We start from the raw sequence: 13248 nt of genomic DNA, 5'->3' as shown, positions 1-13248 counted from the left end.
ACACACCAGCACGTCCGATCTGTTCCCTACGAGCACCCATCCCTCTACAAAGCAGTGGAGCAAAAATGCGAAAAAATAGCGGCACCCTTAACCCGGCACTATCCCGGGTCATCTCCGAACTCGGCCACACCGATGAAATGGTGGTGACCGATGCCGGCCTGCCCATCCCCGCCGGGGTGGAACGAATTGATCTAGCACTGACAGCCAACGTGCCTGAATTCCTCCAATGCCTGGACGTTGTCCTGGCGGAGGCTGAATTTGAAGGTGCCATTGCTGCCAGTGAGATCACCTCGCACAGCCCCGAGATGTACCAGGCCCTGCGCAAACGCCTTGACCGGCACAACATCCCCCTCGAGCTGGTTCCGCACACGGACTTCAAATCCCGCACCCAAAATTCCAAGGCGGCCGTTCGCTCCGGCGAGTTCACGCCTTACGCCAACGTGATCCTCGTGGCTGGAGTGGTGTACTAAATGGCCATTTCACTCACAGCCATCACGAAGTCCTTCGGACCCAACAACGTCCTGCGTGGCATCGACCTCAGTATCGAACCGGGCGAAATTCTCTCCCTCGTGGGCGAAAACGGGGCTGGGAAGTCCACGCTGACCCGTATCATTGCTGGCGCCTATCAGCCAGATTCCGGTCAGATCATGATCGACGGCGAGGCACGCAATTACCATGTACCGCAGGACGCCATGGCCGATGGCATCCAAGTGATCTACCAGGAATTGAAGAACAACCTCTTCCCGCAACTGGACGTCGCCTCAAACATTTTCGCCCACGACGGGACCGCCGAGTTTGGCCGCTTCTTCGTTAACAAGGAGAAGATGCACCGCCGTGCCGCCGAACTTCTCGCTCAGGTGGGGATCGACGTTGACACCCGCCTTCCGGTGGAAAAACTCAGCTTCGGCGAACAACAACTGGTGCAAATTGCCCGTTGCCTAAACCACTCAGTACGCCTTCTGATCCTGGATGAGCCGACGGCTGCCCTGGATGACAGGGAGTCCGAGCTGCTATTCCACCAGGTGCGCAAATTGCAGGCCGCCGGGGTATCCATCATTTACATCAGCCACCGTTTGCCCGAAGTCTTTGCGCTTTCCGACAGGATCGTAGTCATGCGTGACGGCCAGGTTTCACTCAGTGGCACGCCCAAGGAACTGAGCGAGAAGTCAGTTGTGGCAGCCATGGTGGGCGGGGAAGTGGAGAACTTTTACCCGAAGGAACACCACGCCACAGACCGCGTCCGCCTCCACGTTAACGAGCTACGCGGCGTCGGCATCAATGGTGTCTCCTTTCAAGTACATGCCGGCGAAGTGCTCGGAATCGGTGGGGTCATGGGAAGCGGCAAAGGCGAGGTGCTCAGGGCCTTGTTTGGATTGCACAATGCTAGTGGAGTGGTGCAGTTAGATGGCAAGGAGGTCAGCTTGAAGTCCCCTCAACAAGCCATCGGGGCAGGCATAGCGTACCTCACCCCGGACCGTCAGGCGGAAGGCCTCACCCTCGCGCAGCCCATCTCGCACAACGAATCTCTCGCCACTCTCGGTGCTGTCACGCGCAACGGAGTCGTATCCCGCAAGCAGGAACGGGAACGGTGCCAGGAAATTTCGGACCGGCTCAGTATCAAATGCACCAGCATCGAGGATGCCGTGGGGACCCTCTCGGGCGGCAATCAGCAAAAGGTCCTGTTGGCCCGCTGCCTATTGAGTAATCCGGCCATCTTGTTGATGGAGGAACCCACTCGCGGTGTAGATGTGGGCGCAAAAGCTGAAATCTATTCCATCATCAATGACGTCGCCGCTCAAGGAGTGGCCGTCGTCCTTGTTTCTTCAGACCTTCCCGAACTAGTCGAAATGTCAGACCGTGTGCTGGTCATGCACGAAGGCAGCATCAACGCTGAACTTTCCGCGCCCGCCTTGACACAGCAAGCCGTCCTTGAACACGCAATGGAGACCCTAGCCCGATGAAAAAGTTTTCCCTTTTCAACGACCAGCTGCGCGCGGTGTGGATGTTGGCCCTGGTGGCCATCGCCCTCGTCTTCGCTACGCCGCTGTTCCTGCAGTCCTCGAACATGCTCAATATTCTACTTACTGCTGCCGTCGTGGCGCTGATCGCCGCCGGCCAGACTTACGTCATCATTCTCGCCGAAATTGATCTCTCCGTTGGTGCGGTGCTCGGCTTCAGCGCCATCATAACAGCATCGGTGATGACCGACCATGGGCCGGTGGCCGGTCTGGCGGCCGGACTGCTGGTAGGTGCCTTGGCTGGTGCCATCAATGGCCTTTTGGTCACCAAAACCAGGATGCCATCGTTCATTGCCACCCTGGCCACTATGTCGATATTTGCTGGGCTGACCCTGCAATTTTCCCAAGGTAACCCGGTCAAGGTCACCAGCGAGGCCTTCTTGGCCCTGGGGCAAGGAAACCTGCTGGGCATTCCAACACCCATCTGGATCATGGTGGGTGCCACCGTACTCTTTGGCTACATTTTGGCGCGCACCCGTTACGGACGCGAACTGTACGCCACCGGCGATAACGAAGATGCTGCGCGTCTGGCCGGTGTGAATACAGCCCGCGTGAAGATCATGGCCTTCATGATCTCCGGCGTCTTGGCAGCCATTGCAGGGTTCATCCTCACCGCGCGTCTCGGAACAGCCCAGCCCACCGCCGGTACCGGACTTGAACTCTCCGCCATCGCAGCCGTCATCATTGGCGGGACCAGCCTGGCTGGTGGCCGCGGCGCTCTGCTCGGCACCGTCATCGGCGCCGTCCTGCTCTCCATGATCGATAACGGATTGAACCTTCTCAACGTCTCCCCGTTCCTGCAGGGCGTGGTCAAGGGTGCTGTGATCTTGTTTGCCGTCTACATCGACCGGAATTCAGGGGTGCTGATGCGGATCTTCCGCCAGCCACCGCCGTCGGGCGTCAAGACTGCAGGACCTACGACGGCGGCTGGCACCTTGGAAATTGGCGCCCGGGCGCGAACCCCCCAAATTGCTGCCGTGACGATTCTGGCCCTGTTGGTAGTGGGTGCTGGTATTACTACCGTGGTCCGTGGAACCGGCGACGACGCTGCTGGTGCTTCTAATAAATCAGCAACCTTGGTGATCTCCACCCTCAATAACCCGTTCTTTGTCTCGGTAGCTGACGGAGCCAAGGATCAGGCCGCGAAGTTGAGCCTCAACTTGGACGTCCAGAACGCCAACAACAACGACACCCAGTCCTTGAATCAAGCCACCACAGCCTTGGTGAAAAAACCGAGCGTATTGGTTCTGGATCCCACTTCCAGTGAGGCCGGAGGCTCGATCACCATTCAGGCCAACCAAGCAAATATCCCCGTTGTCGCATTTGACCGGGTCCCCGACCAGGGCACCTTGGCCGCTTTCATTGGCTACGATGCCATTCAAGCTGGCAAGAATGGTGCCAAGGCTCTGTGCGAAGCCATGGGCGGGACCGGAAAAGCAGCCGAACTTCAGGGTATTCTGGGCACCAGCGTGGCACGGGACCGTTCCGTCGGTTTCCAGGAGGGCATGAAGGAGTGCCCCGGTGTCGAGCTGGTTGCCATTCAATCCGGAGACTTCGATCGCGGCAAGTCCCTTGACGTCACCACGAACATGCTCCAAGCGAATCCGGCAATCACCGGCATCTACGGTGCCAACGATGAAATGGCGCTGGGCGCCGTAGCCGCTGTCAAGTCCCGCGGGCTGCTGGGCTCGATCAAGATCGTCGGAAACGACGGAATTGGTGACGCCCTGGACGCCGTCAGGAACGGTGAAATGTCTGCGACGAACGCAGAATCACCGTTTGCGCTGGGGCAGGAAGTCATCAAGATCAGCCACGCCGTCGCATCCGGAGAAACCGTGGAGGGATCCCGGGTGCTGCAAGGAAAACTTGTCACCGGTGCCAGCGTCGGCGAATTCTGTGACTACCTTCGCGGACTGGGCGATCGGGCAACTTGCAAGTAGCGTCACTCGCCAACCCCACTTCAGCTCGAACCACGAATAAAGGACGAACATGACGAAACTGACCCCGCAACTACTGTCTTCCATGGTGGACCACACCTTCCTGCAGTCCACCGGCACGCAGGCCGAAGCCGAAACAGCTGCGGCCGATGCCGCACGACTGGGCGCCTACTCGGTGTGCGTCTCGCCGTCGATGCTTCCCCTGACCACCCCGACGGTCAAAATCACTGCTGTGTGTGGTTTCCCATCGGGTAAGCACCGCAGCAGCATCAAAGCCGCAGAGGCTCAGTCCGCTGTCCAGGATGGTGCGGACGAAATCGACATGGTGATTGACGTTGGCGCCGCCCTGTCCGGTGACTTTGACGCGGTTCGCCGCGACATTGCGACAGTACGCGCAGCGGTACCTGCACCCACCGTGCTCAAGGTAATCCTGGAGACAGCAGCCCTGACGGATGATCAGATCGTACGATGCTGTGAGATCGCGGAGAGCTGCGGCGCTGATTACGTAAAGACCTCCACGGGGTTCCACCCCGCCGGCGGGGCAACCGTCCACGCCGTGGAACTGATGTCCAAGACGGTGGGCCAGCGAATCGGTATCAAGGCTTCGGGCGGCATCCGCGACTGGGCCGCAGCTCAAGCAATGGTCGACGCCGGAGCCACCCGCCTTGGTCTGTCCGGCACTGAGCGAGTATTGCAAGGCGGCACCGCAACCGGATACTAATCGCTCCAACATTTTAGTGACATCTGAGATCCCCGCCCAGGCGGGGATCTCAGTGCGTTTTACTCGACGAGACCATCGGTGAAATTGAGCTCGCCAGCGTGCGTCTGTTCCCCGGGACTGATTTGCTGCAGCGGCGGACCTTTGGACCGGCCAACGGGAAACTGACAGTGCCGGTGGAAGTCCAGTCGGCGGGAATCGTCGGGATTCAACCCGGTAGGGCCCGGCTAACTCTCGGGGAATCTAAGCCCCACCTCACCAACAATGGGTCATTGGGGCTGCCGGCTAGCCGACTCTAAATCCGCCCTCCAACCGAATCACGGACGTGGCGTCAGCAATGGAATCCTCGTCATGACTGACGCAGGCGACCGCTGCGCCTCGACTCGCTTCGGCAGCAAGGATGGCGCGAGTGCGTTCACGACTTTGCGCATCGAGTCCCGCCGCAGGTTCATCAAGGAGGAAGATGCGCGCCCTGCGGGCAATGCCTTGCGCTAGCAGGACGCGTTGGCGCTGGCCACCGGAGAGATTACCAAAGGGCGCCGCCGCCAGGTCGGCGAGCTGAACACGGTCCAGCGCTTGGGCGACACGGATTCGTCGCTCCCTGGCATCAATTTTCACGGAAGCATCCGCTGTCGCGCCCCAGGTCCCCATCAGCACCACCTCTTGAACGGTGAGGGGCAGCGCATCCGGGGCGGACACCGTCTGAACCACCAGCGCCACCTCGGCAGCCCGCACCACTGTGCCCGCCACGGCCCGTCGAACACCGGCAAGAATCTCGATGAGCGTCGACTTGCCAGCTCCGTTGGGTCCGGCGATGGCGGTCACTGTCCCCCATCGCAAGTCAACATCGACATTCTGAAGCACGGGAGCACCATCAAAATTGAAGGACAAGTTTCGCCCACGCAGGGCATAGTCAGAAGAAGTCATACCTCACCCTAATCACTTATTTGATAATTGTTCTCATTATCATTAGTGTTGTGGCATGCATTGGCTTACTGACCCCTTTACCGCGGACTTCATTCTGCGAGCGCTGCTTGGCGGCGCCCTGGTTGCCATCATTTGTGGTGTGGTGGGGACGTGGGTTGTTATCCGCGGCATGGCATTTCTTGGTGAAGCGATAGGCCACGGGATGCTTCCTGGAGTTGCCCTGGCAACAATTGCCGGGTTACCTGCCGTCGTTGGCGGTGCGGTGAGTGCCATTGTTATGACTGCACTGATCAGCGCACTGCAGCGGCGTGGCCGGTTGTCCTACGACACCAGCATCGGGCTGCTGTTTGTTGCCATGCTGTCCCTCGGTGTCATCATCGTCTCGCACTCGCGATCCTTTGCCACCGACGCCACAGCTATGCTTTTCGGTGACATCCTCGCCATGACAAGCGGGGATCTGATCGGCCTGCTCTGCGCTGCAATCGTCACAATAATTGTTGCGTCGGCCCTGCATCGCAGCTTCGTCGCCGCGGCCTTCGACACCCGCATTGCCGTGACCCTGGGGCTTCGTCCCCACCTAGCGCAGCTGGCTCTGGTGGGCTTGGTGACGCTAGCTGTTATTTCCTCGTTTCAGGCTGTTGGATCGTTGCTGGTGGTCGGGCTACTCCTGGCCCCGGCTGTCGCAGCCAGCCCCTGGACATCCCGCATCCCTACCCGCATGGTGGTGGCCTCCGCGTGCGGCATCCTCGCCGTCGGGCTAGGCCTACTTTGCTCTTGGTACGCGGGCACGGCGGCGGGGGCTTCCGTCGCGGCTGCCGCCATCGCCCTTGCCGGCTTCTCACATGGCACCGCAACCCTGCTTGGGGTTCATCGCAGAGTGGCGGCAACCACCGTCCAGGAATTGGCCCCAGCACGCTCACCCCTCCCCGTTTCCCTGCCACCCACTGGAAAGTAACAATGAGAACTCGAACACCACACGCGATCCTGGCTGCCGCCCTTCTCCTTTCTCTTGCTGGATGCAACAGTGTGCCTGCCTCACAACCTGGCACGGTGGAATCTACCCCGCAAAAACACGGCGCGATCGCCGGCGCCACAGAGGTTGCTGAGCCACAGTTTCATCTTGTGGCCGTCGACTCCGTAGGCCAGGCTTCCATGCTCGATCTCCTCGGCGGCACAGATACTCAGCTGGGGTCCGTGGCACCCCCACTTCATGTCACCAGTGATGGGCGCTTTGTTTTTGCGGCAAGTGCCAACGGTGTGCAGATCATCGACAGTGGTGTGTGGACCTGGAACCACGGAGACCACTCCCACTATTATCGCGCCGAACCCACCATGGTCGGCACCGTTTCCGGGGAGGGTGCGGCGACTGTCGCCACGGGGCTACTCTCCACCGCCGGCACCACTGGCTTGTTTTTTCCGTCGTCCGGTTCCGCAGTCCTCCTTGACAATGCCGCGCTTTCAAACGGAACCATTACCGAGTCTCTCCGCCTGGACGTTGCCCCGCACTCCGGTATCATCGCTGCACTGGGTGAGGGCGCAGTAGTCACCGAGGCCGACGCAAATGGCAACACCGCCCGCCTGCGCGCCATTGATGCCGGAGGCAGGGAACTGACGACGGCGGAGTGCCCCGCCGCTGCGGGCACCATCACCACCCGCGTGGGTCTCGTGATCGGCTGCGCCGACGGTGCGGTGATCGCCACCAGCGATGGGACCAAGCCGGCGCTCGAACACGTTCCCTATCCGGCAGAGGCGACTGCCCCGGCAACGTCTTTCGCCGGACGAAAGGGCCGTCCCACCGTGGCCGGCCTCGGGAAAGATGCCGGCGTGTGGCTGCTCAATACCCGCGACGTCTCGTGGAGCTGGCTTCCCACCGCCACACCCGTGCTCGCCGCTGCCGCGGTGGACGACGAAGCCGGGCACGTCGTCGTCGTTGGCAGCGACGGCACAGTCCAGGTGTATGACGGCAGGAGCAACAAACCCATCTCCTCCACCGCGCCGCTGATGCCAGCCACCCTGGCAGAACCGGAACTGCTCGGGAAGGTAGACCTCACTGTTGACGGCGAGCGCGCCTACGTCAGCGCCCCAGCAGAAGGCTTGGTGTTTGAGATTGCCTACGCCGATGGTGCCCGCATTGCCCGGACCCTCACCTTGCCCACACAGCCAGTGCATCTCGTGGAAACCGGCCGATGAGGCGTCTGCTGTGGCTGGCCGCTGCCGCGGTGGCGGCGCTGATCATGGCGGGTTGCGGGCAACCTGCCCCCTCGCAGGGTCCGCAAATCGTGGTCACCACGAACATTCTCGGAGATGTAACCCGCCAGGTCCTGGGCGGCCAGGCCACCGTGATCACACTCATGCAGCCCGGGGCCGATCCGCACTCCTTCGATATCTCCGCACAGCAGGCGGCCCAGCTGGGCGCTGCGGACTTGGTGGTGTCGAACGGGCTGGGCTTGGAGGAAGGGCTGCAGCAGAATCTGGACAGGGCGGCCGCCGCGGGCGCTCCCCTGTTGGTGGCCGGTGACATGATCGACGTCGTATCCTACAGTGTGGGGGACGCGGAAGGTGCCCCGGACCCGCACTTTTGGACCGATCCGGGGGCCATGTTCACGATCGTCGACGCCATCGAGGCCGCCGCCGGAAGGATCGCTGGCATCGATACCGGGAAGCTGGCCGCCAGTGCGTCTGCGTACCGTGCCCAACTGGCAGAACTCGACAGCGAGATGACGGCAGCCTTCGCGGCACTCCCCCGGGAGCGCCGTGCCTTAGTCACCAACCACCACGTATTTGGCTATCTTGCGGAGCGGTTCGATTTTCGGGTCGTTGGGGCCGTCATTCCCGGAGGAACCACGCTCGCGGCGCCCAGTGCAGCGGACCTGCGCCAACTCAGTGAAGCGATCACCAGCGCCGGCGTTCCCACTATTTTTGCCGAATCATCCCAACCCGACCGCCTGGTCCAGGTCCTGGCCAAGGAAGCCGGCGTGGACGTACAGGTCCGTGAATTGTTCACGGAGTCACTGACCGGCCCCGACGGCGAGGCACCTACCTATATCGACATGATGCGCACCAACACCCAACGAATTGTCCAGGGGCTCGCCCCTTGAGTACGCCCACACAACAGCACTTGCACCCAAAAAATAAAAACGAGGAAACAACCCATGGTCCACACAAGAAAAGCCCGCATCGGCGTCACCGCCGTTCTCGCAGGAATCGCGCTTCTGGCCACTGCCTGCGGCAACGCATCCGGCACAGCCGGATCAAATGCCGCGGCGTCCGGCGGTTCCGATAACGCCCACGGCCGTATTGCCGTCTCTTCTGCGGGCAGCATCAGCATCCTGGACGGCACCAGCCTGGAGCTCGTGACAACTATTGATTCCGAGGAGTTCACCAGACTCAACGCAGCCGGCGACGGCCGGCACGTCTTCGTCACCACGAAGGCCGGCTTCCAGCTGCTCGACATGGCCAAACCCAAGCTCACCGACCTGGTGGTCGAAGCAACCGCGCCAGGCCATGTAGTCCGGCATGCCGGCAATACGGTCCTCTTCGACGACGGAACCGGCACCACGACCATCCTGAATACCGACGAGCTGGCACAAGCCAGCGGTGCATTGCCGCAGACGCGGACGTACACGGCCGATTCGGCCCACCATGGCGTGTCGATCGTGCTGGCGGACGGGACACTGCTCACCACAGTCGGCGATGAGACCTCACGCTCCGGAGCCGTTGCGCTGGAGGCCCACGAGGACCATTGGCATTCCTTCGCGGAGAGCAAACAATGCCCCGGGATCCACGGCGAGGGAACTGCCGCTGATGAAGCCGTGATCTTCGGTTGCGAGGACGGCGCACTGATGTACCACCAGCGCAGGTTCCACAAGTTCACCGCACCGGACAAATACGGCCGGATGGGGAACGCCTATGTCTCGGAAACCAGCCCCGTTGTAGTTGGCGACTACAAGAATGATCCCGACGCCGAAGGGTACCTGCTCAACTCCGTGGCCCTGATCGACACCGAGAAGAAAAGCTACAACGTGGTGCAACTTCCCAGCAATGTCAATTACACGTTTCGAGACGTTGCCCGGGGCCCCGGGGACCTGGCCTACATCCTTTCCACGGACGGATCCATCCACGTCCTTGACCCGAACGATGGAAAGATCGTCAATACTTTCCCTGTGATCGCTGGGTGGGACGGCCCCGTCGAGTGGCAGGATGCCCACCCCGCAATCACCGTCAATGGCAACACCGCTTATGTCACTGAACCCGCGGCGAACACCGTTCACGCCGTGGACCTCATCACCGGAAAGGTCAAGGCCTCCAAAAAAATGGACGTTGTCCCCAACGAAGTTGCCGTCAGCGTCGGAGCTCACTAGCGGCCCCGCCGCCCCGCAACGCAGCAGGTGCTGCACCCTATGGGTGCGGCACCTGCTGCGTTGCGTTCATTGTTCGTTCCATGAAACCCATAGGGGTGCGTCCTGCTTCCGCCTGCCTGGCCAGTGGGACCGCCCAAACATACGGTGTCCCCACCAAAAATCGATGCCCATGTGCCCCCCTGCCTCGATGACGCGCGAGACGGGACCAGCACCCCAGCTGCCGTCGTGAACTCAAATGGCCCGCCACCATGATCCAGCCATAGCAACCCGTCAATCAGATACCGACCGGGCAGTCCGGTTCAATAATCGGGTTTGGTAGTTACCACTAGCGCTACGCCTCTGGCCATGAGGGTGACTCACTGGTTATCGGATTGTCACCGAGGTCAGCAGCACTGTCCGTTTACGGGCTCTACAACGCCTACGATCCCGATCCGCGTTTCGAGAAGCTGGGCCCCCATCGGGTGGGGAAGAGTTGCCCCTACACCACCCGTTTAGACGGGATCGACAATGACCTGTTCGAAACTATCGTCCGAGATTCCTGGGCACGGCAGGGTAAACCCTGCGGATGAATCACGATGAGTGATTCGCTGGAACCACCTACGGGTTTCATAACAAAGATGCGCTGTAATTTACGCAATGACCCCAGCGGCTGGAAAATCGGTACGACAGACAGGGCCTTGCTCCACGTCCAAAAAAGTAAACCCTTCCCATCAGGACTCCCCCAGCGGCACAACACGCGGTTACGTCCCATGGAGTGGTGTAGTTTCCGGTTGCTGAGCATCGGATTTCTGATGTGAAGAGCCATCGTGCGATGGTCAGTGAGTACCGATCAAAGAACTCACAAAGGACACAAACACACGATGGCTCTAGACCAGTCTGCCTTGTTCGACCTGCATGGCCAACTTAAACTCACCGATGTCTCCGACCGTATCCGCACCGCGACCGAAACGCTGTATCAGTAGCTCATCGAGGCCGTGGCCACCGCGTTGATCGGTGCTGCCCCATTCCAACGCTCCGAGGCCCGCACAATCCAGCGCAACGGGTCCCGGCCCAGGACGTTGACGACCACCGCCGGGGACCTGAACCTGAAGATCCCCAAGCTGCGCAACGGCTCGTTCTTCCCTGCGTTGCTGGAGCGCCGGCGCCGCGTGGATCAGGCACTCTACGCCGTGGTGATGGAGGCCTACCTGCACGGTGTCTCCACCCGCAAGGTCGATGATCTGGTCAAGGCGCTCGGGGCTGATACAGGGATTTTCCAAGTCCGAGGTGTCCCGGATCTGTGAGGACCTGGACCATGAGGTCGGTGCTTTCCGGGACCGGGATCTCTCGGCCATGGACTACCCGTACGTGTTCCTTGATGCGACCTACTGCAAGGCACGGGTCGGGCACCGGGTCGTGTCCCAGGCGGTCGTGGTCGCCTTCGGTGTGGCCGCTGACGGGCGCAGGGAAGTCTTGGGCTTCGATGTCGGAGACAGCGAGAACGAGGGGTTCTGGACCTCGTTCCTGCGGTCGCTAAAGGCCCGTGGACTGGACGGGGTGAAGCTGGCTATCTCCGATGCCCACAATGGCTTGAAGAAGGCCATCTCCACGGTGTTCCAAGGTGCGGGTTGGCAGCGCTGCCGGGTGCATTTCATGCGTAACGTGCTCGCGTTCACCGGCTTCCCGGCCAGGCACTGGCGCCAGATCTGGTCCACGAACCCCATGGAACGGGTGAACAAGAAAATCAAAAGACGCACCGACGTCGTCCGGGTCTTCCCCAACCCCGCAGCCTTGTTGCGGCTCGCCGGAGCCGTCCTCGTCGAGCAACATGACGAATGGGAAGCCGGGGACCGACGCTACCTCTTGCGAAACCTCCATGGCCGAACTCAAGGCCATGCACACCACACCCACAGCCCACGTAGTGGAAGCGATTTTGCTCCCAGAACTCACTGCAACATAATCAAAAAACTGACCCGCACGGTGTCGAGGCAAACTCCACCACACAGCTGGACGTAAACGCAAAAACGCCCGGACACCACATCAGCTGCACGTTGTCAAAAGTCAGACAAAATGGCGGGAAGAGCTGCCCTTATTCGGGACTAAATTGCACTACAGGTCATCCACACATGTGGGAGTCGTAGCGGTAAGTGGAACCCTTTTCACAGCACGGTGTGGCCCGCCCCGCCCAAGATATCCACAGCTGCATAGCAGCTCTGGTCCAGCACGGGGCTATGGGCTAGTGTCTCTGGCATGGGCGGCTGGGAAATCTCGAGGCATCCCGAATGGGACCTGATGTACGCAGCCGGTCTTGCCGTGCGCGAAATAGCCGATCGCTGTCACCATCAGCGCAACACCGTCGACCGGCACCACCAAGTCCACGAATATTACCAACCCGGACTCCGCGAAAGACATGAGGCAGCCCTTGCCGCGAGGGATCCTGCCAGCCCCAGCACTGGATGGCGCCGGCGAATGAAGGAAGCGCAAGATCTTTTTTGCCGAACACGACCGCCCCCCCACCATGACGGTGACACGGTTGAGAGATCCCTCCACATCTGGCTGCGCGAGCAACGACGCCCCTACCACCACGGGAACCTGTCAACACCAAAAATATTTCTTCTGTGCAGTCTCCCCGGTTGGCTCACATCCAACCGGCAACAAGAACTTGACCAACAATGGCTTACTCGGCTCACCGAGTTCCGGGACTGCATCGTAGCCGTTGGCCAGCTGCCCAGGTACAGGGCTTATGAAACTGAGCGCGAGCACACACTAGGTTTTTTGGCTCCACGGCCAACATCAAAAGAGAGCTGAGAAAACACTGCGACCATGGCGACTAGATGCACTGGATATGGCACTTCCCGACTGGCGCGGCCGCACCGAGAAGATATTGGTTGCCGTGATGCAGCGTGATGAGTAAACCAGATTTTGTTTTAACTCTCGAGCCCGCTATACCGCAACTCAAGAACACCCCAAACGGATTCCAAGTCTTTCGGTACTACTGGCGTTTATGTTGGTCTTCGGGCGCGGTGAGAAAGTTCTGTTTTCAGAGCCGTGTTTTCGATTTCAAGAGCCAAAACCAGACGGATCCCGGAAAGATTCAGTCCCAGAGCGAGCAGCTCGGCTATTCTGCGCAGCGTGGTCAAGTCATTTTCACTGTATCGGCGCGTTCCTCCATCGGTGCGTCCAGGTTCAACGAGACCGTTGCGTTCGTAGAGCCTAAGGTTCTGCTGTCCCATTCCTACGATTTCCGCTGCCACGGAGATGGCATACACCCCGCGGGTTCGTGGCTGTTCGCTCACCATCAGCACTCC

Annotated in this window: 10 protein-coding genes and 1 pseudogene; 9 read left to right on the top strand and 2 right to left on the bottom strand. The window is 60.5% G+C overall.

Annotation, left to right across the window (positions count from 1 at the left end; translation table 11 throughout):
* Positions 1 to 65 precede the first annotated feature (65 nt).
* Genes rbsD through deoC form a run of 4 tightly spaced genes read left to right on the top strand, consistent with a single transcriptional unit; the run spans position 66 to position 4676 of the window.
* A complete protein-coding gene (gene rbsD / locus AOC05_RS00835; protein ID WP_062004845.1) occupies positions 66 to 470 on the top strand; it encodes a D-ribose pyranase in 405 nt (134 codons plus the stop codon).
* Positions 471 to 1961: a sugar ABC transporter ATP-binding protein gene (locus tag AOC05_RS00830; RefSeq protein WP_062004844.1), complete on the top strand. Its 1491-nt coding sequence runs from the start codon at positions 471 to 473 to the stop codon at positions 1959 to 1961.
* Positions 1958 to 3958 (top strand): substrate-binding domain-containing protein, encoded by a 2001-nt coding sequence (locus AOC05_RS00825; protein ID WP_062004842.1) that lies wholly within the window; start codon positions 1958 to 1960, stop codon positions 3956 to 3958. The genes AOC05_RS00830 and AOC05_RS00825 overlap by 4 nt, the downstream gene beginning before the upstream one ends.
* 49 nt (positions 3959 to 4007) lie before the next feature.
* On the top strand, positions 4008 to 4676 hold the full coding sequence (gene deoC / locus AOC05_RS00820) for a deoxyribose-phosphate aldolase (protein ID WP_062004840.1): 669 nt from the start codon (positions 4008 to 4010) through the stop codon (positions 4674 to 4676).
* 282 nt (positions 4677 to 4958) lie between these two features.
* Here deoC and AOC05_RS00815 read toward each other — a convergent pair whose 3' ends face one another.
* Complete coding sequence (locus tag AOC05_RS00815) at positions 4959 to 5600, bottom strand: ATP-binding cassette domain-containing protein (RefSeq protein WP_062004838.1); 642 nt, start codon at positions 5598 to 5600, stop codon at positions 4959 to 4961.
* Between the two features lie 55 nt (positions 5601 to 5655).
* On the opposite strand from AOC05_RS00815, the gene aztB reads away from it, so the two are divergent.
* The 5 genes and pseudogenes from aztB to AOC05_RS00790 all read left to right on the top strand — a co-directional run bounded on the left by aztB (position 5656) and on the right by AOC05_RS00790 (position 11900).
* Positions 5656 to 6555: a zinc ABC transporter permease AztB gene (gene aztB, locus AOC05_RS00810; protein WP_062004836.1), complete on the top strand. Its 900-nt coding sequence runs from the start codon at positions 5656 to 5658 to the stop codon at positions 6553 to 6555.
* 71 nt (positions 6556 to 6626) lie between these two features.
* Positions 6627 to 7790: an ABC transporter gene (locus tag AOC05_RS00805; RefSeq protein WP_231687157.1), complete on the top strand. Its 1164-nt coding sequence runs from the start codon at positions 6627 to 6629 to the stop codon at positions 7788 to 7790.
* Positions 7787 to 8698: a zinc ABC transporter substrate-binding protein AztC gene (aztC, locus tag AOC05_RS00800; protein WP_062004832.1), complete on the top strand. Its 912-nt coding sequence runs from the start codon at positions 7787 to 7789 to the stop codon at positions 8696 to 8698. Before AOC05_RS00805 ends, aztC begins: the two co-directional genes overlap by 4 nt.
* A 54-nt stretch (positions 8699 to 8752) precedes the next feature.
* Positions 8753 to 9961 carry a zinc metallochaperone AztD gene (aztD, locus tag AOC05_RS00795; RefSeq protein ID WP_062004830.1) on the top strand — a complete coding sequence of 403 codons (1209 nt, stop codon included), beginning with the start codon at positions 8753 to 8755 and terminating at the stop codon, positions 9959 to 9961.
* An 860-nt stretch (positions 9962 to 10821) separates the two neighbouring features.
* Positions 10822 to 11900 (top strand): annotated as a pseudogene (locus AOC05_RS00790) (IS256 family transposase).
* A 1042-nt stretch (positions 11901 to 12942) separates the two neighbouring features.
* Here AOC05_RS00790 and AOC05_RS18635 read toward each other — a convergent pair.
* Positions 12943 to 13239: a MerR family transcriptional regulator gene (locus tag AOC05_RS18635; RefSeq protein WP_082357656.1), complete on the bottom strand. Its 297-nt coding sequence runs from the start codon at positions 13237 to 13239 to the stop codon at positions 12943 to 12945.
* Positions 13240 to 13248: the final 9 nt, after the last annotated feature.

It is taken from the genome of Arthrobacter alpinus (assembly GCF_001294625.1).
Lineage (GTDB): Bacteria > Actinomycetota > Actinomycetes > Actinomycetales > Micrococcaceae > Specibacter > Specibacter alpinus_A.
The sequence above is the reverse complement of the archived record's forward strand: the minus strand, read 5'-3'. Positions and strand labels throughout refer to the sequence as shown.